The sequence below is a fragment of the Sphingobium fluviale genome (assembly GCF_004122115.1).
Classification (GTDB): domain Bacteria; phylum Pseudomonadota; class Alphaproteobacteria; order Sphingomonadales; family Sphingomonadaceae; genus Sphingobium; species Sphingobium fluviale.
Map to the genome: position 1 here is coordinate 48037 of NZ_SBKP01000001.1, position 21189 is coordinate 69225.

At 64.0% G+C, this 21189-nt stretch carries 24 protein-coding genes; 8 read left to right on the forward strand and 16 right to left on the reverse strand.

Features of this window, described 5'->3' with window-relative positions; genetic code table 11:
• Positions 1-13: 13 nt before the first annotated feature.
• The 8 genes from EQG66_RS00275 to EQG66_RS00310 all read right to left on the reverse strand — a co-directional run bounded on the left by EQG66_RS00275 (position 14) and on the right by EQG66_RS00310 (position 6234).
• Entirely contained in the window at positions 14-778 is a 765-nt protein-coding gene (locus tag EQG66_RS00275) for a molybdopterin-dependent oxidoreductase (RefSeq protein WP_129402558.1), read from the reverse strand.
• A gap of 3 nt (positions 779-781) precedes the next feature.
• Positions 782-1363 carry a cytochrome b/b6 domain-containing protein gene (locus EQG66_RS00280; protein ID WP_129402559.1) on the reverse strand — a complete coding sequence of 194 codons (582 nt, stop codon included), beginning with the start codon at positions 1361-1363 and terminating at the stop codon, positions 782-784.
• A 67-nt stretch (positions 1364-1430) separates the two neighbouring features.
• A complete protein-coding gene (locus tag EQG66_RS00285) occupies positions 1431-1961 on the reverse strand; it encodes a fasciclin domain-containing protein (protein ID WP_220428622.1) in 531 nt (176 codons plus the stop codon).
• A gap of 137 nt (positions 1962-2098) precedes the next feature.
• Complete coding sequence (locus tag EQG66_RS00290) at positions 2099-2665, reverse strand: hypothetical protein (RefSeq protein ID WP_129402560.1); 567 nt, start codon at positions 2663-2665, stop codon at positions 2099-2101.
• Positions 2666-2744: 79 nt separating this feature from the next.
• Complete coding sequence (locus EQG66_RS00295; protein ID WP_129402561.1) at positions 2745-3374, reverse strand: glutathione S-transferase family protein; 630 nt, start codon at positions 3372-3374, stop codon at positions 2745-2747.
• A 118-nt stretch (positions 3375-3492) separates the two neighbouring features.
• Positions 3493-4029 (reverse strand): cupin domain-containing protein, encoded by a 537-nt coding sequence (locus EQG66_RS00300; RefSeq protein ID WP_129402562.1) that lies wholly within the window; start codon positions 4027-4029, stop codon positions 3493-3495.
• Positions 4026-4556, reverse strand: coding sequence for a sigma-70 family RNA polymerase sigma factor (locus EQG66_RS00305; RefSeq protein WP_220428615.1), 531 nt, complete (start codon positions 4554-4556; stop codon positions 4026-4028). Before EQG66_RS00305 ends, EQG66_RS00300 begins: the two co-directional genes overlap by 4 nt.
• A 43-nt stretch (positions 4557-4599) precedes the next feature.
• A complete protein-coding gene (locus tag EQG66_RS00310) occupies positions 4600-6234 on the reverse strand; it encodes a long-chain-fatty-acid--CoA ligase (protein WP_129402563.1) in 1635 nt (544 codons plus the stop codon).
• A gap of 169 nt (positions 6235-6403) precedes the next feature.
• Here EQG66_RS00310 and EQG66_RS00315 point away from each other — a divergent pair, with 169 nt between their 5' ends.
• The 7 genes from EQG66_RS00315 to EQG66_RS00345 all read left to right on the forward strand — a co-directional run bounded on the left by EQG66_RS00315 (position 6404) and on the right by EQG66_RS00345 (position 11963).
• Positions 6404-6886, forward strand: coding sequence for an SRPBCC family protein (locus EQG66_RS00315; protein ID WP_129402564.1), 483 nt, complete (start codon positions 6404-6406; stop codon positions 6884-6886).
• Complete coding sequence (locus EQG66_RS00320; RefSeq protein ID WP_129402565.1) at positions 6883-7746, forward strand: alpha/beta hydrolase; 864 nt, start codon at positions 6883-6885, stop codon at positions 7744-7746. Before EQG66_RS00315 ends, EQG66_RS00320 begins: the two co-directional genes overlap by 4 nt.
• An 80-nt stretch (positions 7747-7826) precedes the next feature.
• Positions 7827-8672: an outer membrane protein gene (locus EQG66_RS00325; protein WP_129402566.1), complete on the forward strand. Its 846-nt coding sequence runs from the start codon at positions 7827-7829 to the stop codon at positions 8670-8672.
• Between the two features lie 92 nt (positions 8673-8764).
• Positions 8765-9583: a sterol desaturase family protein gene (locus EQG66_RS00330; RefSeq protein WP_129402567.1), complete on the forward strand. Its 819-nt coding sequence runs from the start codon at positions 8765-8767 to the stop codon at positions 9581-9583.
• Positions 9580-10167 (forward strand): SRPBCC family protein, encoded by a 588-nt coding sequence (locus EQG66_RS00335; RefSeq protein WP_129402568.1) that lies wholly within the window; start codon positions 9580-9582, stop codon positions 10165-10167. The genes EQG66_RS00330 and EQG66_RS00335 overlap by 4 nt, the downstream gene beginning before the upstream one ends.
• Before the next feature lie 36 nt (positions 10168-10203).
• Positions 10204-10503, forward strand: coding sequence for a putative quinol monooxygenase (locus EQG66_RS00340; RefSeq protein ID WP_129402569.1), 300 nt, complete (start codon positions 10204-10206; stop codon positions 10501-10503).
• The gene (locus EQG66_RS00345; protein WP_129402570.1) at positions 10500-11963 is read left to right on the forward strand and encodes an NAD(P)/FAD-dependent oxidoreductase; all 1464 of its coding nucleotides are present in this window, start codon (positions 10500-10502) and stop codon (positions 11961-11963) included. The genes EQG66_RS00340 and EQG66_RS00345 overlap by 4 nt, the downstream gene beginning before the upstream one ends.
• A 53-nt stretch (positions 11964-12016) precedes the next feature.
• On the opposite strand, the gene EQG66_RS00350 is transcribed toward EQG66_RS00345, so the two are convergent.
• The 7 genes from EQG66_RS00350 to EQG66_RS00380 form a co-directional block, all read right to left on the reverse strand.
• On the reverse strand, positions 12017-12388 hold the full coding sequence (locus EQG66_RS00350) for a copper-binding protein (RefSeq protein WP_129402913.1): 372 nt from the start codon (positions 12386-12388) through the stop codon (positions 12017-12019).
• Positions 12388-15522, reverse strand: a complete 3135-nt coding sequence (locus tag EQG66_RS00355) for an efflux RND transporter permease subunit (protein ID WP_129402571.1) — start codon at positions 15520-15522, stop codon at positions 12388-12390. The genes EQG66_RS00350 and EQG66_RS00355 overlap by 1 nt, the downstream gene beginning before the upstream one ends.
• Positions 15519-16751 carry an efflux RND transporter periplasmic adaptor subunit gene (locus tag EQG66_RS00360; protein WP_129402572.1) on the reverse strand — a complete coding sequence of 411 codons (1233 nt, stop codon included), beginning with the start codon at positions 16749-16751 and terminating at the stop codon, positions 15519-15521. The genes EQG66_RS00355 and EQG66_RS00360 overlap by 4 nt, the downstream gene beginning before the upstream one ends.
• Positions 16748-17992: a TolC family protein gene (locus EQG66_RS00365; protein WP_129402573.1), complete on the reverse strand. Its 1245-nt coding sequence runs from the start codon at positions 17990-17992 to the stop codon at positions 16748-16750. The genes EQG66_RS00360 and EQG66_RS00365 overlap by 4 nt, the downstream gene beginning before the upstream one ends.
• A gap of 139 nt (positions 17993-18131) precedes the next feature.
• Positions 18132-18398, reverse strand: coding sequence for a hypothetical protein (locus tag EQG66_RS00370; RefSeq protein ID WP_129402574.1), 267 nt, complete (start codon positions 18396-18398; stop codon positions 18132-18134).
• Positions 18399-18466: 68 nt separating this feature from the next.
• Positions 18467-18853, reverse strand: a complete 387-nt coding sequence (locus EQG66_RS00375; RefSeq protein ID WP_245987747.1) for a hypothetical protein — start codon at positions 18851-18853, stop codon at positions 18467-18469.
• 49 nt (positions 18854-18902) lie between these two features.
• Positions 18903-19295: a MerR family transcriptional regulator gene (locus tag EQG66_RS00380; protein WP_129402575.1), complete on the reverse strand. Its 393-nt coding sequence runs from the start codon at positions 19293-19295 to the stop codon at positions 18903-18905.
• 72 nt (positions 19296-19367) lie between these two features.
• Here EQG66_RS00380 and EQG66_RS00385 point away from each other — a divergent pair, with 72 nt between their 5' ends.
• A complete protein-coding gene (locus tag EQG66_RS00385; protein ID WP_129402576.1) occupies positions 19368-20000 on the forward strand; it encodes a cation efflux transmembrane domain-containing protein in 633 nt (210 codons plus the stop codon).
• A gap of 87 nt (positions 20001-20087) precedes the next feature.
• Here the strand turns inward: EQG66_RS00385 and EQG66_RS00390 are convergent, their stop codons facing one another.
• A complete protein-coding gene (locus tag EQG66_RS00390) occupies positions 20088-21185 on the reverse strand; it encodes a hypothetical protein (RefSeq protein ID WP_129402577.1) in 1098 nt (365 codons plus the stop codon).
• Positions 21186-21189 lie beyond the last annotated feature (4 nt).

Genomic DNA, 21189 nt, shown 5'->3' on the forward strand with positions numbered 1-21189 from the left:
TAACTGCGCATGGCTAAAGCCCGCTGTACCAGTTGTAGCCGTAGGTTTCCCAATAGCCGCCGGTATAGTCGTTGCCGACTTCGATTTCGCCGACATGCTTGGCATTCTTGAAGCCAAGCTTGGTCGGCACACGCAGCTTCAAGGGAAAGCCGTGACGGCGCTCCAGTATCCGGCCGTCCATCCATAGGCAGAGCTGGGTCTGCGGATGGAGCGCGGTCGCCATGTCGATGGAGGTCACATATTCGTCGTCGCAACGGAATGTGACGTATTTTGCGCGGGTGTCCGCGCCGACCACCTTCAGGAAATGCGACAGCCTCACGCCGCCCCACTTGCCGATCGCGCTCCAGCCCTCGATGCAGATGTGGCGTGTGATCTGGGTGAACTGCGGCAGCGCGTAGAGCTGCGGCAGCGTCCAGTCGGCGGTGCGTTCGACCTGGCCGGTGACATTGAGTACCCATCCGGCGGCTTCGATCACCGGGGCGAGATCGGGCGAGTTGGGTGTGTAGAAACTGTTGAACGGGAACGGCCGGGTGATGGCGCTTTCCGGATATTCGCGCGCGAGAGCGGAGGGGTTGAAAAGCCAGGCCTGCGCGCGATCGTTGAAATCGTTCATGCCCGACAGCATCTGCTCGGCGCTGAGCCCGTCGATGACCTTGCATCCGCCAAGCAGGCCAAGCGTGCCCAGGCCCAGGGCATTGCGCAGGAATAGGCGGCGGGTGGGAAGATCGAGCCGTTTGGCCGCCTCCCGCAGAATATAGGGAGTATCGGGATCAGACATGCTTCATCTCCCTCGGATCATCGCGAGCAGGCTGCGCGGCACAAGCAGGGCCATCGGCACGTGGACGGCCGCGAACAGGACGATGCCGGCCATCGCGGCGAAATGGATGATGCGAGCATTGTCGAAATCGCCCATGAGGGCGGTCAGCCAACCCAGCTGAACAGGCTTCCAGATGGCTAGGCCGCTCAGCACGATCAGAATGCCGAGCACGATCACCCCGGCGTAGAGTAGGCGCTGGACGCCATTGTAGACCGATAGATCTTCATGCCCGAGCCGCCCTCGCAAAGCGGAGAGCGCGTCACGGATCGCATCGCGGGGCGATATGGGAGTCAGTTTGCGGCGGAAGCGGCCACTAACAAGTCCATAGGTTACGTAGATGAGGCCGTTAGCCGCGAGCACCCACATTGCCGCGAAATGCCATTGCAACGCCCCGATCAGGCCTCCGCCGAGGGTTATCGCCGAGGGAAACGGGAAAGACGCGATGGGATGCGCGTTGTGGATCTCCCACCCGCTCATCACCATCACGGTCATTGCTGCGGCATTCGTCCAATGGGTCAATCGGACAATCAGCGGATGCAGGGTCATGTTGGCCTCCAGCTACCGGCAGGACGCCCCGGAGGGGGGCAAACGAGGCGTCCTGCCTTCCGCGCTGTCAGGGCATCAGCACGGTATCGACGACATGGATGACGCCGTTGCTCTGGTTGACGTCGGCAATGCTGATCATCGAATGACCACCATGAGCATCGGTCACCACCAGGCGGCGGCCCATCTGTGTGACGGTGAGATTCTCGCCCTGCGCGGTGCGGAGCACGGCGCGGCCCTTGCCGGCCTGGACGCGCTGGCGAAGCTGCATGGCGGAGAACTTGCCGGGAACGACATGGTAGGTCAGGACACTGGTGAGCTGGCCCTTGTTCTCCGGACGCAGCAGGGTGTCCACCGTGCCGGCGGGCAGCTTCGCGAAAGCGGCGTTGACCGGGGCGAATACCGTGAAGGGTCCGGGGCTCGACAGGGTGCCGACCAGGCCGGCCGCCTTCACCGCCGCGACCAGCGTGGTATGATCCTTCGAATTCACGGCATTCTCGACGATGTTCTTGGTCGAATACATCGGCGCACCGCCGACCATCGGATTGCCCGCCGCCATTCCCGCGGCAATGGCGGGAACAAAGGCGGCCGTCGCGCCCATGGCAGCGACAGAAACGGCAAGGGCAGTGAGCACATGATTGAACTTTTTCATCGTGAAATCTCCAGAAAATTGTCTTTCGAACAGCGTTCCGATCGTGGAATTCATTTCCAAAGCATTTCGCTTGTCCGACGCTTCAATTACGAAGCGGGGCCGTCTGGCGGATGCATCGACGACGGAATATTTTGTGATGCGGCGCGCAGGACGAGAAGAATGCAACCGCTGATCGAGTGCAATTCATCAGCAGCGGAATCCTCGGCGGGGCTGAAGAGGTAGTCTCCGGTGGAGAAGCAACGCCCGCTCAGACAGAGATCGCCTGCGACGATCAGGAGATGCTCATCCATTCCGAGCGGGCGAGAGGAGACAGCTACTCCGGGGTCGCATCGCAGCAGCCAGGCATCTTCGGCCATCTGCTTTGCCTCGGTGCCTGGCGCGATGGCCTGCCACTGGCCATCAGGGAAGGTTTCGATCCGCCTGCCTGCTAGCGCCGCCCGTTCCTCGGCCAGCGCCGAGACGATGTTGCGCCACAAGTCAGTCGGCGGAACGGCCCGATCGCCGAGTTGCAGATGCGCCACCATGTGGCGCTCGAAGCTCGCGATCGCATGTTCGAGTGAGCGATCGTAGAGGCGCGCGCGTGTAATAGCGTCCCTTTCGATGGGAGAAAGGGCGCCGAGGACATAGGGTAGGGCCAAATTTTCGTGAGCCATCGCGGTAATTCCACCTGTTCGGATGGAATTACCGGGCGAGGCAGGAAATCGGATGCAGCCGATACCAGCGGATACCCCTCTATTGCAGGTTGGGCGGCATGCCCGGTTCGGCCTTGGCCATGGCCCGCCGAAAGGCGGGACGTTCGCCTATGCGCCGAAGCCAGGCGCAAATGTTGGGATGCTCGGCAACCGTTTCCCCCGTCAGGCTGCGCATCGTGATCAGCGGAAAGCCCATCATGATGTCCGCCGTCGTCAGATCGCCGCCGCCGAAATAGTTCGCCTCGCCAAGACGCTGTTCGGCCATGTCCCACATACGGCGGCGCCTGTCTGTCACGAAGGGAGGCACTGCGACACCGCCGCGCGTGGCGCCCCAATGTTGCATGGTCGTCGGCATGAAGCCGCCGTTCGCAAAATGGAACCAGAACAGATGCCCGGGAAAATCGGGGCTGTCGGCAACGGGAACCAGCCGCCCGCCGCCATGGCGGGTCACGATATAGTCGATGATCGCGCCGCTCTCCGCCAGGACGACCGCGCCATCGGTAACGATCGGGGCCGTTCCCGCCGGATGGAGGACCTTGTAGTCGTCGGGAGCGAGGAAGTTGTCCTTCCTGCGCTCGTAGAGCTTCAACTCGTAGTCGAGGCCGAGTTCCTCGCAGAGCCAGACGATCCGCTCGGACTGCGAGATACGCAGATGATGTACGGTGAGCACAGGCTATCCTCCCGATGTGCAAGGGCGGCAGGCCGTTCCACTACCCATGACAGGCTACGCAGGAGCAGCGCCTTTCGGATGCACGCCGCCGTCAAATTTTTGCCGCAGGTCTCGCCAGTCAGGCCGCCGCGTACTGGATCAACAGGATGCAGCCGTCCTCCGTCCGGGCTTCGCCGTGATCGTTGCCGGCAGGAGAGCTATGCCAGTCTCCGGTGCGGAACGTTCGCCCGCCAACGACGAAGTCGCCGGATATGACCACGATGTGCTCGGTCTGCGCATGGGGGTGCGCTGGCAGGACCGCACCGGGCTGGCAGCGCAGCATCACGGTTCCCGGATTCCACAACCTCTTGATCTCGATACCCGCGAGGAACGGCTGCCATTCGCCCTCTTCGCATGCGATAGCGGTCTTGCCGGCAAGCGCCCTGCTTTCCTTCGCGATCGCGCCGACGATACGATCGAAGAGGCCTGCAGGCGGAGCCAGCGTTCCAGTCAGCCCGGTCATCGGGGCCAGACTCTCCTCCGCTGCGCGGATCTCGTCGTCGAGCACGGGGTCGGACAGGCGGTCCCTCGCCACGGTCTCGCGCTCCAGCGGAGAAAGCGCGCCCATCACGAACGCGTGGACCAGTTCTTGCCGGGCCAGCTCGTCGCGGGTCATGATTCCATGCACTCCTTCAGACTTTGCGTTCCGCGGCGCACCCAGCTCTTGACCGTGCCCAGCGGTGCGACAAGTTGCTCGGCCAATTCCGCATGGCTGAGGCCATAAGTGTACATGGTGACGATGGCTCTGGCCTGATCGGCGGGAAGTCGGCCAAGACATTGCCCCAATCTTGCATCAGGCGGCTCGACCGGCTGCACGGCGAGATCGATCACGTCTATGGCTTCGATTTCCTCGGCCGGGCAGCGGCGGCGGATGTGATCGAGCGCCGCATTGCGTGCGATGATGCTCATCCAGGCGAGCGGGCTGCCCCGCGCGGCATCGTAGCTGCCGGCCTTGCGCCAGATGCGCAGGAATGCCTCCTGGACGGCATCCTCCGCCGCTTCCCGATCGCGGAGAATCTTCATCGCGATGGCCAGCAGACGCCCGGCGGCAAGGTCGTAGAGCGCACGGAAAGCGGCCATGTCGCCCGTGGCGACGGCACTCAGAAGCTGCTCTATATCCTGCATGCCTGAAACCATGGCCATAGCGTTTTCTGGCATCCGGGCCAATGCCCTCCCCCGTCATCGTTCAAGCGGTAGCCGCCTCGACCGGCAATGGTTGGGCGAAGAGCCGGCGCAGCACAAGCTTGTCGATCTTGCCTGTGGGGCCAAGCGGTATGGCAGCGAAGACGATCCGCTCTGGCAGCCAGTATCTGGGCACCAACGGCCGTAGATACTCGCGGATGACCTGGTCCGAAGGCGTTTCGCCTTCATCGCACTCGACGATCAGCAAGGGGCGTTCGCCCCAGCGCGCGTCGGGAACGGCGATGACGGCCGCGCGCCGGACTCCTACACAACCCATGGCATGGTTCTCGAGCTCGACCGACGAGATCCATTCCCCGCCCGATTTGACCACATCCTTGGCGCGATCGACCAGCTTGATGAAGCCGTGGCCGTCAATCACCGCGATGTCGCCGGTATCGAACCAGCCATCAAGAGCGACGGCATCCTCCTGCGCGCCATAATAGCGGCGGACGACAGCCGGCCCGCGCACCTGCAACGAGCCGGGGCTTGCATCGTCATGCGGACAGTCTTTGCCATCGGCTCCCACAATCCGACCCTCGACTGGAAAGAGGGTCCGGCCTTGTCGCGCCTTGCGGGCGACGATCTGCTCTCCATTCAGAGTCGCCTCGTCGGGCATCACACTTGAAATCGCGCCGAGAGGCGAAAGCTCGGTCATTCCCCAGCCGTGCATGACCTCGATGCCGAGATCGTCCCGGAAGGCGCGAACCATTTCGGGCGGCACCGCCGCGCCCCCCACCAGCACGCGGGCAAGGCGGCCAAGCGACGCGCCGGATTCGTGCACGTGGCGCAGCAGATCCTGCCAGACCGTCGGGACCGCGGCGGCGAAAGTCACGTCCTCGATCTCGATCAACCGTTGCAGCGATGCGCCATCGAGCCTGGGCCCGGGCAGCACCAGTCCGGCCCCCGCCATCGGCGCGATGAAGCTCCAGCCCCAGGCATTGGCGTGGAACATCGGCACGATCGGCAGGACGACATCGGTGGCGGCGATAGCAAAGCCATTGGGCTGGTTCGAGCAAAGCGCATGGAGGAAGTTGGAGCGGTGGCTGTAAAGCACCCCTTTGGGATCGCCCGTCGTGCCCGAGGTATAGCACAGTCCCGCGGCCGTCTCTTCGTCGAAGCCGCCCCACGCGGCGGTAGCGGGGCCTCCGGCGCCAAGAAAATCTTCCAGCGACGAGGCCGCTATCGACCCGATCGGCAATGCCGCGCCCCCGCCATTGGCGATGACGATATGTTCCACGGTCGGCAGGCGGTCGGCAACCTGCCGGAGTGTGTCCGCGAACTGCGCATCGATCACCAGCAGCCTGTCACCCGCATGATTGATCAGCCAAGCGAGCCGGGCCGCGTCGAAGCGCGGATTGAGCGTGTGGACCACGGCGCCGATCCCCATCGCGCCATACCATGCCGTCATATGCGGCAGATCGTTCCACAGCAGGGTGCCCACCCTGTCCCCAAGGCCGATCCCATGGCCCGCAAGCGCCGCGCTGAACGCCCTCGCCTGCTTCTGCAATGAGGCATAGTCGCTTGCTGTGATCGAGCCATCCGGCCGCTGTGTAGCGATCCGGCGCGAGCCGCTCGCAGATGCGGCATGGACCAGTATCCGGTCCAGCGTCATCGGCCAGTTCTGCATCAACCCGCGCATTCGCTTTTCCCCCGGAACAGATATGCCATCCCTGCCGATACGGTCCGGCACGGCCGTTCGGATGCACGCCGCCGAAGTCCCGTGTGAAAAATTTTCGTGGCCATGCATCCAGTGCGGCTATTGCGAGCGTATCGCTCGCATGGACTCCGCATATTTCAGGGACGGACAGGTGAAGCAGAGACAATTCCAGCTCGTCAGTGAATGGCGGATCGATGCGCCGCTCGATCGGGTGTGGAATGCGCTCTGCGCGGTAGAGGACTGGCCCCGCTGGTGGCCGTCGGTCAGGCGGGTCGAAGCGCTTGCGCCCGGCGATCAGGACGGCATCGGCGCGGTGAACCGCTTCACCTGGGCTACGGCGCTGCCCTACGATCTGTCGTTCGACATGACCGTTGCCGCCATGGAACCCATGCGGCGCATCGCAGGCCGCGCGACCGGCGAATTGGAAGGCACCGGCATTTGGACGCTGGGCCATTCGAATGGAGGGGCGGAGGGACGGACCGTGGCGCGCTATGATTGGCATGTGGACGCAGCCAAGCCCTGGATGCGCCGATTTGCGCCGCTGCTCGCCCTCGTCTTCGCCTGGAACCACGACGTGGTAATGCGGCGGGGCGAAGCGGGCTTGCGCCGCTATCTGGGCGCGAAGCCGGAATGAAGCGCAGACGCTTGTTTCTGGGCGCGCTCGGCCTTCTGGCGGGCGCGGCCAGTATCGCGGCATGGAAACCGCTCACTGCGTTCAACTTGCTGGTCCCGAAGGACGACACCGCCGGCCGCGTCCAGACCGATCTCGCCTATGGGCCGCTTCCACGCCAGCGCCTCGACATCTATCGCCCGGTGCGGCCCGATAAAAACCTGCCGGTGATCGTATTTCTTTACGGCGGCGCATGGGACAGTGGCCGACGGCAAGACTACGCCTTCGTCGGGCAAGCGCTCGCGTCGCGCGGCTATCTCGTGGTCATTCCCGACTATCGTCTTGTTCCCGAAGTACGCTTTCCCGATTTCTTGCGTGATTGTGCATTGGCGCTGCAGTGGACGCGGGCCAACGCGGCAAAGTTTGGTGGCGACGGTGACCGGGTGGTTTTGGCTGGTCATTCGGCGGGCGCGTACAATGCCGCCATGCTGGCGCTCGACCCGCGCTGGCTGGGCGGTAACCGAACCGCCGTCCGTGGCCTCGTCACGCTTGCCGGACCGTTCGACATTCTACCGCTTGACGATCCCGCCAGTATCGCGGCGTTTTCGCACTGGCCCAGGCTTCAGGAGACCCAGCCGGTTCACTTCGCAAACCCGAACGCCCTGCCCGTGCTTTTGCTGCACGGCGCGGATGACAACCGTGTGCGACCGCGCAACAGCTTGCGACTCAAGGCCGAACTGGACCGCGTCGGCGCGAAGGCGGACCTGCATCTCTACCCGGACATGAGCCACGCCGGGATACTGCTCGCGTTGGCGCAGCCACTGCGTGGGACTGCGCCTGCTCTCAATGATATCGACCACTTCACACGGCGAGTGACGCGCTAGACTGCATCCAAACTCCGCTCGCCCACCGTAATTCGCAGTCAAGGCGGCAATGTTGCCGCGGGTTCAGCGGAGGCTGCGATATGAAGATTTCAAACATTCTGGCGATGGCGGTAATCGCAGCGGCTGGCATGACGACGGCGGCATCGCCGGCATGGGCGCAGACGGACGAGTTGCCCTTTGACGGACCCTATGTGGGTGTGTCGATCGGCGGGGCGCTTCAGGGCAGCGACACGGGATCGAGCATACTGTTCGATCGCAATCTCGATGGCCGCTTCGGTGACACGATCACGACCGCAGCCGGCGCCAATGCCTTCGCGCCCGGATTTTGCGGCGGCGCGGCTAATACCAACGCTCCGGCGGGCGGCTGCCGCGACGACAAGGATGGCGTCGATTTCGCCGTGCGCGCAGGCTACGACAAGCAGATTGGGAACGTGGTGATTGGCGTGCTTGCCGAATTCGGCAAGGCCGACATCCGCGACAGTGTTTCCGCGTTCAGCGTCACCCCGGCAAGCTACACCCTGACCCGCGAACTCAAGCACAACGGGCGGCTCGCGGCACGTGGCGGCTATGCTTTCGGCCGGACGCTGGTCTACGGAACCGGGGGCTTTTCCTGGGGGCGGGTGGAAAACAGCTTCGCCACGACCAACACGGTCAACGTTTTCACCGGCAACGGCAACAGCACCGCCACCGGCTACAACGTCGGTGGAGGCATCCAACACAAGCTCAGCCGGGCCATTTCGGTGGGCGTCGAATATCTCTACACTGATCTCAGGGACGATGACTTTCGCCTGCGGGTCAGCTCCGGTCCCAGCACTCCGCCCACCAACGCTTTCATTCAAGGCAATGCACAGGGCACCGATTTCGCCCGCAGCGACAACCGCTTTCGCTACCAGGCGTTACGGGCGACCTTGACCTACGGCTTCTAAGCCAACGCGCGAGACCGGGGCACGGATGGCGGCCATCGGGCTGCATCCGTCACCGGGCCACGCTTCGTACTGCAGGCAAAGCGGAGTTCGCCATGCCGATCGAAATGCCTCTCGCAGACCTCTTCAATCTCTCGCTGCCGTTTCTCTTCCTGGCTGCGATGGGCGCTGAAGCAATCGGCTCTTCGGGCGGGAGCTTTCCCGCCGTCCGCCGCTGGCGGCTAATCGGCGTGGCCGCACTCGTCGTCACGCTGGCGGTCAACGTCATGGTTGCGCCGACAGTGCTGGGCTTGCTTCCACGCTCATCGCCGTTCGACCTCAAGTCCCTCGGCCTGTGGGCGGCGGTTCCCGCGGTGATCCTGACGACGTTTTTCACCTATTGGACGCACCGCATCCAGCATCGCTTCGACGCCCTGTGGCGCCTCGGCCACCAACTGCACCATTCGGTGCAGCGCGTCGACATCGCATCGGCCATGATGTTCCACCCCATCGACGTCGCCGTGCAGGCGACTGCGACGACGCTCGCTGCCTGGCTGCTCGGTGTGACGGTCGAGGCGGCGGCCCTTGCCGGGCTGATCGGCTTCCTTCTTGCTCTGTTCCAGCACTGGAACGTCGCGACATCGCGCTGGATCGGCCTGATCGTCCAGCGCCCCGAGGCGCACTGCCTCCACCACGAACGCGATGTCCATGCCCGCAACTATGGCGACCTGCCTGTCTGGGACATGCTGTTCGGAACCTGGGCCAATCCCGTGCGCGCAGATGTTCCGGTGGGCTTCGCCGGATACCGCAGCAAGCGCATTGGAACGATGCTCCTGTGCTTCGACGTTCACGCCGGCGGCGGACGCCTCTCCGATGAAGCGGCCATGGTGCGTTCGGGGGTATGTTCGGGGCCAAATCCGGGGATGGTGCAATGAACTTGCGCCAGCACCCGATCGGGCGGGCGACCGCCGTTGCGCTCGGACTGGCATTGCTGCTGCTTGCTCCGCTCCCGCTGCTGCCGGACAGCAGCGTGCAGACCTCGACGACGATCGCCCGACCGCCCGAAACTATCTTCGCCTATGTGACGACGCCCGCAAACTGGCCGCACTGGCATCCCTCGTCGCTGCGCGTCGATGGGCAGGTCGCGCGCTCCGGGCAGGTCGGCGACCAGGTGGACGAGGACTTCCGTGTCGCCGGGATCAAGGGCCATGCCGTCTGGCGCGTCACCGAACGGATTGCGCCCTGGCGCTGGTCGATCAGCGGCGTGACCGGACATGGCGGGCGCGGAACCGTGACCTATCGCTTGCGCCCAGTGGCGGGCGGCGCCGAATTCGTTCGTGAGTTCCGCTATGGGCGGCCCAATCTGCTGTTCGTCCTGCTGGATGCGGTCTGGCTGAACCGGCGCATCTTCGCCGAGTCGGAAGCGGCCACCAGAAACCTGAAGCGCAGCCTCGAAGCTCTCGCTCCCTCCCTCGTCGTCGCTGCTCCGAGAACAATTTCTGCTCAGTTGAAGCCGTGAGCGACCGTGCCGGCTGTCTCGCGAAAGGAAAAGCCAATGAAGATTGTCATCGCCCGCGCCCAGGTCAGACCCGACATGCGCGAGAAGTTCCTGGAAGCCGCCATGACCTGCATCGCCGCGACGCGCCGGGAACCAGGCTGTATCGCCTACGATATGTATGAAAGCGTGACCGGGGCCGGTTGCTTCGTCGCGGTCGAGCAGTGGGACAGCGAGGCAGCGATCGACGCGCATTTCCTCTGTCCGCACACCACTGCGTTTCTGGAGGCCGCGGCGCAATGCGTGAGCGAGCCGCCTCTCATCGAAGAATATGAGACGGGCGAAAGGCGCGTGCGATGAGCGGGCGCGATCACGCGATCGTCCTCGGCGGCGGCATCGGCGGCCTGCTCGCAGCGCGAGCCGCCGCCGAGCACTTCAGGTCGGTGACCGTGATAGAACGCGACCTCGTTCCCGCCGAACCGTTGCCCCGCAAGGGCGCGCCGCAGGGCTATCATACCCACGGTCTGCTCGCGCGCGGCCGGTACGTCATGGAGCACTGGTTTCCGGGCTTTACCGATCAGCTTGCCCGGCAAGGCGCGATGATCGGCGATCTCGGCCAGGCGGTGAGCTGGCTGGGGCACCGCAATGCGTTGCGACCGGTCCATACGGGCCTGACCGGCATTGTCGCGCCGCGGCCGCTTGTCGAACACGGTCTGCGCCAGCGCTTGCTGACCTTACGCGGCGTGTATCTGCGAGATGGATGCAAGGCTGAGGAACCCGTTCATAATGATACGACACAAACCGTTGAGGGCATTGCAATCCGCAATCATGATGGCCAGTCGGAATTGCTGGAAGCCGATCTGGTCATCGATGCACGCGGCCGAGGCGCGCCGGTTGACCGGCATCTTGCCAGTTGGGGCTACGGCGCCATCCCCGAAAGGAAGATCGAAATCGGCCTCGGCTATGTCACACGGCTCTATCGCCGCGATCCGGTCGATCTTGGTGGTCGCCTCGCCATTGTCGTTGCCGGTGGACCGCCGAGTTGGCGCACTGGCGTCATCGCCTGCCACGGACCGGATCGCTGGACCATTTCCATCGGCGGCTATTTTGGCGATCACCCACCGATGACCCACGAAGGCTTCCTTGCCTTTGCACGGACGATGCCGACACCTGACATCGCCGCAGTGGTCGAGCAGGCTGAGCCGATGTCTGACTTCATGACCTTCAAATATCCCAGCAGCCGACGCCGTGATTTTGCTGCAATGAATGAATTTCCGAAGGGCTATCTTCCGTTCGCCGACGCCATCTGCAGTTTCAATCCGGTTTATGGACAGGGCATGTCGGTCGCAGCTGCCCAGTCGCTGCTGCTCGACGCGGCGCTCTCTGACGGTACCGATCATACTCTCGCACTGCGTTTCTTCAGAGCCGCCGATACGATCATCGATCCTGCCTGGAACATGTCGACGGGCAATGATCTGTGGCACCCGAAGGTGGATGCCCCTCGCCCCCTCGCCGCGCGCACGATCAACCGCTACATGACATTGGCACACCGAACGGCAGCAAGGGATGTGCAAGTATCCCGCATGTTCCTCCAGGTTGCAAATCTTGTGGCGCCGCCGTCGAGGCTTTTCGGTTGGGCCACGCTGTGGCGAGTAGCCAGGACGAACCTACTCCTTGCAGTTTCGAGAATTTTGTCATTCGTGGTCGGAAATGACGATACGGCAATTACTGCGGATCGCCGAACCACCGATGGCTCAGGTTTTGAACCTTGTGCGACAGAAACCTCCACTTTGTCGCAATACCGGAAAGCTTCACGCTGACGTACTTCGGGAGGCAAGAATGCCTCCCGAAGTGGCGGAACAAAGAGAATTTGCTATTGGCCAGACTTCGCGATCTTCGTGATCGTTCCAGTCTTACCGTCCCAGTCGATCTCGAAATCGACCTTGTCACCGACCTTGATGTCGGAGAGCTGTTCGGGCTTCACGGCAAAGGCCATCGTCATAGCTGGCCATTGCAACTCGGCAATCGCGCCGTGATCGACCGTGATCGTGCCCTTGGCGGCATCGATCGTAGTAACCATGCCTGCCCCCATGCCGTGCTTCATGGCGCCAGCCATCGGCATCTCTGCCATGTTGTCCGACATCATGGTGGAACTGGGTGCCGGCGCTGGGGCCTCAGCCTCTTTCTTGCAGGCGGAAAGCGCGGCGACGACTGCGAGGGTGGAGGCAATCAACAGGGTCTTCATCACTTCACTTCTCCTTCGGGTTGAACGGGGAATCGGGAGCGCCGGCGCATCAGCAAGTACGCCGCCGGGATGACGAGCATCGACAGCAGCGGCGCGGTGAGCATCCCGCCGACCATTGGCGCGGCAATGCGGCTCATCACTTCGGAGCCGGCGCCGCTGCCGAGCAGAACCGGCAGCAGGCCGGCGAGGATCACCGCGACGGTCATCGCCTTGGGCCGGACGCGCAGCAGTGCGCCTTCGCGCACGGCGGCGGCGACATCGCCGTCGGTTCGTGCTTCGAGCGCCTGCTTGAGGTAGATCAGCATCACCACGCCGAACTCTGCGGCGACACCCGCAAGCGCGATGAACCCGACGGCTGTGGCGACCGACTGGTTGTAGCCGAGCCACCAGAGCAGCCACAGCCCGCCGGTGAGCGCGAACGGCAGTGTGCCCATGATCAGCAGCGCTTCGTCCCAGCGGCGGAAGGTCAGGTAAAGCAACGCGAAGATGATCGCGAGCGTCACCGGGATCACCAGTTTCATCCGCTCCTTGGCGCGCACAAGGAACTCGTACTGGCCGGTGTAGGAGATGCTGACACCGGGCGGCAGGGCGACCTTGGTGGTGATCGCGCGGTTGATGTCGCTCACCAGCGTCTGCATGTCACTGGAACGCCCATCGACATAAATCCAGGTGACCGGGCGTCCATTCTCGCTTCTGAGCATCTGCGGGCCGTCGCTGATGCGGACTGTCGCAACGGTTCCTAGCGTGATCTGCTGGCGCGAGGGTGTCAAAACCGGCAAGTTTGCAAGCTTGTCGACGCTGTCGCGCAACTCACGCGGATAGCGTACACTGATCGGGTAGCGCGCGAGGCCCTCGACGGTCTGGCCGATGCTCTCGCCGCCGATCGCCCCCGAAACCACCGCCTGCACGTCGGCGACGTTGAGGCCGTAGCGCCCGGCGGCGGCGCGGTTCACCTCGACGTCGATATAGCGCCCGCCGGTGAGCCGCTCGGCGATCGCGGACGAGACACCGGGGACGGCTTTCACCACTTCCTCGATCCGCTTGGCGGTGCGGTCGATCTCGGCGAGGTTCGCGCCCGCCACCTTGATCCCGATCGGGCTCTTGATGCCGGTCGCCAGCATGTCGATGCGGTTGCGGATCGGCGGGATCCAGAAGTTGGCGAGGCCGGGCACCTTTACCCGCGCGTCGAGTTCCTCGACCAGCTTTTCGGACGTCATGCCGGGCCGCCACTGGTCCTTCGGCTTGAACCGGATCGTCGTCTCGAACATTTCGAGCGGTGCGGGATCGGTCGCGCTGTCGGCGCGCCCGGCTTTGCCGAACACGCTCTCGACTTCGGGCACGGTCTTGATGATGCGGTCGGTCTGCTGGAGCAGGCGCCCCGCCTCGGCCGCCGAGAGCCCGGGCAGCGCCGAGGGCATGTAGAGCAGGTCGCCCTCGTTCATCTGCGGCAGGAACTCGCCGCCGATGCGCGAGACCGGCCAGAGGCTGGAGGCGAAGACCAGCACGGCGAGCAGCAGCGTCTGCTTCGGCCGGGCGAGCACCCAATCGATCACCGGGCGGTAGATGCGCATCAGCCAGCGGTTGAGCGGGTTGGCCTCCTCGCTCGGGATTTTTCCCTTGATCAGCAGGCCCATCAGCACCGGGATCAGCGTGATCGACAAGAAGGCGGCCGCAGCCATCGCCCAGGTCTTGGTGAAGGCAAGCGGCGCGAACAGGCGGCCCTCCTGCCCCTGCAGCGTGAAGATCGGCAGGAACGAGAAAGTGATGATCAAGAGGCTGAGGAACAGGGCCGGGCCGACCTCGGCAGCGGCGGTGGTGACCAGCCTCCACCGATTAGCTGCATCCGGTTCGCCATCTTCGTGATCGTGGCGCCAGCGTTCGAGGTGCTTGTGCGCGTTCTCGATCATCACCACCGCCGCATCGACCATCGCGCCGATGGCGATGGCAATGCCACCCAAGGAGAGGATGTTGGCGTTGAGGCCCTGAACGCGCATGACGATGAAGGCGATGAGGATGCCCAATGGCAGGGTAAGGATCGCCACCAAGGCCGAGCGCGCGTGCCACAGGAACAGCGCGCAGACGGCGGCGACGATCAGGAACTCCTCGAAGAGTTTGCCGGTCAGGTTCTCGACCGCGCGGTCGATCAGGCCGGAGCGGTCATAGGTGGTGACCAGTTCGACGCCGGGGGGCAGGCTCTTCTTCAGTTCGTCGAGCTTGCTGCGCACGCCTTCGATCACCGCGCGGGCGTTCTGCCCTTGCCGCATGACGATGACGCCGCCCGCGACCTCGCCCTCGCCGTTGAGTTCGGCAATGCCGCGGCGCATTTCCGGGCCGATCTGCACCGTCGCCACCTGGTCGAGCGTGACGGGAATGCCTCCCGCTGTGGTGCGGATCGGCACAGCGCGGAAATCGGCGAGCGATTTGAGGTAGCCGCTGGCGCGCACGGTATATTCCGCGCCCGCCATCTCGACGCTGGAGCCGCCCACTTCCTGATTGGCGCGCCTGAGCGCTTCGGCGACGTCCTCGCCGGTGACGCCATAGGCGGCCAGTTTCTGCGGATCAACAACGACTTGATATTCCTTGACCATGCCGCCGATGCTCGCGACTTCGGCGACGCCGGGGACGGTCTTCAGCTCGTAGCGCAGGAACCAGTCCTGCAAGGAGCGCAATTGCGCGAGATCATGCCGCCCGGTGCGGTCGACCAGCGCATATTCGTAGATCCAGCCAACTCCAGTGGCGTCGGGGCCGAGCGAGGCGCGTGCGCCATCTGGCAGGCGGCTCTGCACCTGGCTGAGGTATTCGAGCACCCGGCTGCGCGCCCAGTAGAGGTCGGTGCCGTCGTCGAACAGGACGTAGACGAAACTGTCGCCAGTGAACGAATATCCCCGCACCACCCGCGCGCCGGGAACCGAGAGCATGGTCGAGGCGACCGGCGTGGTGACCTGGTTCTCGACGATCTGCGGCGCCTGTCCCGGCCAACTTGTGCGGATGATGACCTGCACGTCGGACAGATCGGGCAGCGCATCGACCGGCGTGGTCCGCACTGCCGCCACGCCGATCGCGGTCAGCGCCAGCGCGGCGGCAAGGACCAGATTGCGCGCCCTGACCGAAGCGCGGATGATCGCGGCGATCATTGGCCGCCTCCGATGGGCCGGGCCGCCACGCCGGCCAGGCTCGCTTCGGAATCGAGTAGGAACTGGCCGGAAGCGACAACCTTCTCTCCTGCCGTCAGTCCGGCGATTATCTCCGTCTTGCCGCCGCCCTCGCGCCCGGTGCGGACCTCGGCCGGGCGATAGCGGCCATCGGCGAGCGCCAGCATGACCAGCGTGCGCGTGCCGGTGCGGATCACCGCCTCGCTTGGCACCAGAAGCGCGGGCTTGCCATCTCCGGCGAGCGCGACAGAGGCGAACATGCCAGGACGCAGCCGTCCGCCGCGATTGGCGAGTTCGATCCGCACGGTGAGCGTGCGGCTCTCCGCCTGCGTGGAGGGCAGGATCGCGGTGACTCGTCCGGCGAAGATTTCGCCCGGGAAAGCCGCGAGCGTTGCGCTCACGCTTTGTTCCATACGCACCAGTCCGGCCTGTGCTTCGGGCACGGCGGCATTGAGCCAGACCGTGCCGATCCCGCTGACCTGCGCGAGGCTTTGCCCTGCTGCCAGGGTCATCCCGGCACGCACGTCGAGCGTCTGGATCACACCGCCAATGGGCGAGCGGATCGTCACCGTGCCACTGGTCCGGCCCGAACGCTCGACCTCACCGATCAGTGTGTCGGACATGCCCATTAGCCGCAGCCGTTGGCGCGCGGCGGCGGTGAGGTCAGGCCTACCGAGCCGTTTGACGGCGAGAAACTCGCCCTGCGCGCCGCCCCATTCGGGCAGTTGCAGGTCGGCAATCGGCGCTCCGGCACCGATTACGTCGCCCGGCGCACGGGCGTAAACGCGGGTGACAAAGCCGCCCGAACGTGCCTGGACGATAGCGACTTTGCGCCGGTTGAAATCGATGCTGCCGGTGACGGTGAGGCTCGACGGCAAGGCGCCCATTTCCGCCGCGACAACTCGCATTCCCAGGTTCTGTCGCGCATCGGCGTTGACGCTCACGCCTGGCCCAGTGTCCGGGGCAGCGTCGGCGTATTTGGGGATCGTCTTCATCCCCATCGACGAGAGCGAATTGGGATTATCGTAATGCTCTTGCGGCACCATCGGGTCGTACCAGTAGAGGATCTTGCGGCCATCCTTTCCCGACCCGGATTCGGTCGCGGGTGCCCCCTCTCGTTGCCCGAGCCAGTAACCTCCACCGCCCGCAACCAAGGCGATCGCTAATGCAGCCGCGCCCCTGCGCGCGACGTTCTTCCCGTCCAGCGTCATGGCCGAACTCCCTCATTTGTAATTGGCCGATAGGTGTAATTGATCCGCAACGCGTCGCGCGTGACGTCGGCTTCGCGCGACAGCGCATCGACTTCGGCCTCGGCGAGCGCGAGCGACGATAGCAGCGCAGCTCCAAGATCGAGCTTGCCCGCCGCATAGCTTGCCATGTCGAGCTCGGCCCGGCGTCTAGCGAGCGGCACCAGCACCTTGCGGGCATTTTCGAGCCTCGCCATGTGCATGGCGTGATCGGCAAGATCGCCGTCAAGCGATGCAAGAATCTCGCGCTCGGCGGCGGCGCGCAGCAGGCGTGCCTGCGTCTCGCCGCTCAGGCTGGCAGCAATCTTCGGGTCCTGCCGCCGTTTGCTGAAGAACGGCAGGTCGATGCTGACGCCAACCGAAACCATGTCGCCATAGGCGGGGTCGCGGCGGCCGTAGCTCGCGCTCACCCGCCAATCCGGTCGCTTGTCGGCGCGGGCGAGGCCCGTATCGGCCTCGGCCCCGCTGATGGCGGCATCGAGAGTTTTGAGGCGCGGAAGCAGGGGAATGCCCACGATCAGGTTTGCCTTGTCCACTTCGAGCATCGGCGGATCGCCCGCGACATCGGCGTCGGAATCACCGGTGAACCGGGCCAGCCGCGCCTTTGCACGCACGACATCGGCGGCGAGTTCGCTGCGGCGATCATTGACGGCGGCGCGCAACTGATCGGGCTCCAGCGCCGAGGCCGGGCGCGCCGAACCCGAAGCGAGACGGGCCGATACGGTCGCCTGAAGGCCGGTCAGGCTCTCGTCGAGGTGCTGCAACTGCGCGAGCCGGCGTTTGGCATAGTAAAGGTCGATCCATGCGAGCGCGGTTTCGAGCAGGACATTCTGCGTCTCGACCGCAAGCTCGCCTTCGGCCATGCCGATGTCGGCCTGCGCGCGTGTGCGCTGCGCGCTGCGCTTGGCGGGGTTGGGAAACGGCTGATCGACTCCGATCCGCGCCATCATCATGCTCTCACGGGTGAAGCTGAAGGCAGGCGGGCCGGAAACGGGGTAATTGTCGAGCCCGACGTTGAGCGTCGGATCGGGCAAGCGGCCGGCGGCGATCGCGGCGGAGCGCCTGGCTTCGACACCTGCCTCGCCAGCCAGGATCGACGGCGCATCGCGCGTAGTACGCTCGATCGCAGCGTCGAAGGTCAGCGGCTCGGCCACCGCCGCACCCGAAACCGCTGCCAGAAGCGGAGTCAGTATAAGTATTCGCATGGGAATCTCCCGTTCGGAAGATCACCGGGCCGAAGCTTGACGAGGCCTCCGATTGACGCGACGCCGGCGAAGGGGGGCACCTTCCACCGGCGCCGCGCGCCCGGCCATCGTTCTTGTCGTTATCGGCCAGGCAATCGCCTTAGCTGGCCGAAGGCGCCCGGCGCTGGCCGGACATGCCCATCATGCAATTGGCGCTGTCCGCCTTCATCATGGAGCAGTCGCAACTGGCCATTTCCGAGCCACTGTCCTTGACCCAGACGCGCACGCGCGAGGGCACGATCGACTTGGGGCCGAACGAGGGCTGGGCCCGCCATTCCCAATGACCGCCAGCGGCGTCATGGGCGGAAGCAACGGATGCGCTAGCGAGGGCCGCCACGACAGCGGTGAGCGTGAGAATCGTCTTCATGGAAACTATCCTTGGTTGAACTGGGAAAGGACACGCGAGCGAAGCTGTTCGTGCGTGTCGTCTTGAGTTCAGCCAAGGAAAGTGGGCGGTTCCGGCTCCGGGCCGGTATCGCGGCCGACAAGCGGGGCGACAGGCATTTGCGGCGGCGATGCCGCGCGGAATTGCAGCGTTGCGCCGAACGCGAGCGGCGGAACCAGGGCCACAGGCACAGCGCAACCCATCTTGGCCACGCAGTCGGGCGTCATACCCTCGCACGGCTTCTCGGGCTGAAGCGCCTGCTTGGCGAGCCCCATCATCTCCGCGCAATCGGCGCTCATCTGCGCTGCGGGCGCGGCAATCTGCTCGGCATTCGCGACCGGCATGACATACGCGAACGCAGCTTCCTGGCCGAGAAGGCCAACCAGTGCTCCGGCGAGCAGCAGCAGGGAGAGCAGTCGTTTCACTGCGTACTGCATAGCACATCGCATTGGAACGATGTCAATTGTTCGGTCATTGCCGCGGCGACTATCGTCTCGGCGCGAGTGCATCGATGATCTTGCAATCGGCGATCGTATCGCAGCTGCAACTGTCTAGCACACGTCCAAGTTCGCGTCGCAGTGCCGAAAGATCGGCGATCTTGCGATCGATTTCCGATAGGTGGGAGCGTGCGATGCCGTCCACCGCCTCGCATGACTCGGTGCGATCGTCTGCAAGCGTCAGCAACTCGCGCACGACCTCCAACGAGAAGCCAAGATCGCGGGCGCGACGGATGAAGGACAGGCGGGCGAGGTGCTCGCTGCCGTAGCTGCGGTAGTTAGCCGAAGATCGTGCCGGAGATGCCAGCAGTCCGATCTTCTCGTAATAGCGAACCGTCTCGACTTTCGTCGCGGTCGCCGCAGCCAGTTCGCCGATCTTCATCGCCTTGACCCTGTAGTTACTACAGGGTGCAGATAAGGGAGCGAGTCGGAAATTCACAGAAGGATTTGCCGCATGGCTGACGAATGCTGCGCGAGCGCTTGTGGCGGGGCAGTGGCAACGGACGATGTAAACTGGCGGCGGGTCCTGTGGATCGCGCTTGTGTTCAACGTGGCGATGTTCGTCGTCGAAGCCGCTGCTGGGCATGCTTCCGGATCTCGTTCATTGCAGGCCGACGCGCTCGACTTTCTCGGGGACTCCGCGAATTACGCGATCAGCCTCGGTGTCGCAGGTCTGGCATCAGCGTGGCGTTCACGTACCGCACTGGCGAAAGGCGTGACGATTCTGGCTTTCGCATGCGCCGTCGCCATTTCCGCAATTTGGGGTCTGCTGCGGGGCACACACCCTGATCCATGGACAATGTCAGGCGTGGGAGCCTTGGCTTTGGCAGTCAATGCGATCGTAGCTATTATGCTGTTCCGCTACCGCGTAGGTGACGCCAACATGCGGTCGGTATGGATTTGCTCCCGCAACGATGCGATCAACAACTTGCTGGTAATCGGAGCAGGCATTGCCGTTCTCTGGATGGGTAGCGGACTGCCGGACCTGATCGTTGCGATGATCATGGCGGCACTTGGCATTCAGGGAGGATGGCACGTCGTCCGCCAGGCATTTGCCGAATTACAAAGAGAAAAGGCTGCGGCTTAGTAACGGATAACTATACCGCCGCTTGTTACCATCGCGGGAACGATGAGGTGCGCGGCCCTTTTCGGCCTGCTTCCGCTTCGCTCTCGCTCACTCGATCAAATACTCATGTAGATCATAAGCAGTGGCTGAGAGGCGGACTCCGCTGACACACAAGGCAGATCCGAGCGCCGCTCCAATGGGCTTGTACCCTTCCACCGAGAGCCTTGCAGCGGGGCTGACCTGCCCCATCCACAAGGCTCCCTCCTCGGTCGAACAGAAAAATCTCGTGGGACCGCAATCCAGGACAGAGAAAATCACGTCGAAATTAAACACCTGCGGCGCACTCGGGTCGATTCGGAGCGTCGCCTTGTCGGTCAACGTGATGGACCAACCGACGGGGTCAATCGTGTAGCACCACAGGTTGGAATCTGCCGCACCCACAGCACAGTTTGCGACGAGCAAGGTCGAACCTGCGACTGCCAGGCTGTTGATGCCCCGCTGGGCGGCGGGATTGTAAACAGTCGTTGAAAGGATCGCTCCGTCGGATACCCGCACGATCGTCAGGTTGCCATCTTCCGAGCCGGTGACGACATAGCCCTGGCCATCGCCCAGTTCCACGTTCGCCACACCGCGAACATTGTGAATACCCCATGGATTGGCAGGTTTCGCCGCGCGCACATCGGTGACCATGGTGCAGATCCAATCTGCGATTCCGCTCCCTTGTAGCCAGATGCTGACATAGCCATTGGCATGGCCGATGACGAGGTATTGCGCACCGCTCGCGTCAACCCTCGCACCGCTGTTGGCGACGCCGAGAGCGGCATCGAAGCTGAGCGTGGCGGCAATAGCAAGGTTGCTCCAGTCGCCCGTGGCCGACGCCCAGACGAGAAGACTCTGTTCGTCATTCGATGAGGCGAACGCCAGCGCCGATGCTTCCAGCGGCACGATCATCTGCACGCCTTCCTGCGCCGGGCTGTTGACCGCTTTGGCTATGAGCGGCCCCTGCGTCGGCGAATCCGTAAATGCAAAGAGCGACAATGTTCCGTCCCACCGGCCAACCGCATAATGCTTGTCGTCGATGAAGGCCGCTTCCTGCGCCATGGTGTAAGTCGTACCCGCTGCCTGAATCGGCAGTCCCACAGCGGCCACTGCTTCGCCGGAGAGCGCGGCCAGAGAGCGGATAGGCATTGGAATCTTGTCGGTCATCTCA